Raw genomic sequence first — 332 nt, 5'->3', positions numbered from 1 at the left:
CTTGCCCTCGCAGCTCGCCGTGAACGCGGAGCTTCCCCAAGCCCCCGCCGTCCGGCGCTCCGCGGGCGGCCTGTCCTGGGTCTGGGAGACCTGCATTTTGGTGCTGCTCGGCCTGTTCGGCACCGCGGACGCTATGCGCTCGGCGATCTTCCCGGCACTGGTGGTCGGAGCGGTGCTGGTCTTCGTCGCCGCGGGGGGCGCCCACGCGATGGTCGTATTCGACTGGCGGGTGTACCTCCTCCTCGGCGCGGTCCCCTACTCCCCCGATGCCGCGGCGGTCTCCTCGGTGCTGCGGATGGTGCCGCTGCCCACCCGGCTGACCGGACTGCTGG

At 72.3% G+C, this 332-nt stretch carries 1 pseudogene; it reads left to right on the top strand.

Annotated features, from left to right (window positions below):
• Window positions 1-332: pseudogene (locus UK12_RS42330) on the top strand (potassium/proton antiporter); the annotation flags it as partial.

It is taken from the genome of Saccharothrix sp. ST-888 (assembly GCF_000955975.1).
Classification (GTDB): domain Bacteria; phylum Actinomycetota; class Actinomycetes; order Streptomycetales; family Streptomycetaceae; genus Kitasatospora.
The sequence above is the reverse complement of the archived record's forward strand: the minus strand, read 5'-3'. Positions and strand labels throughout refer to the sequence as shown.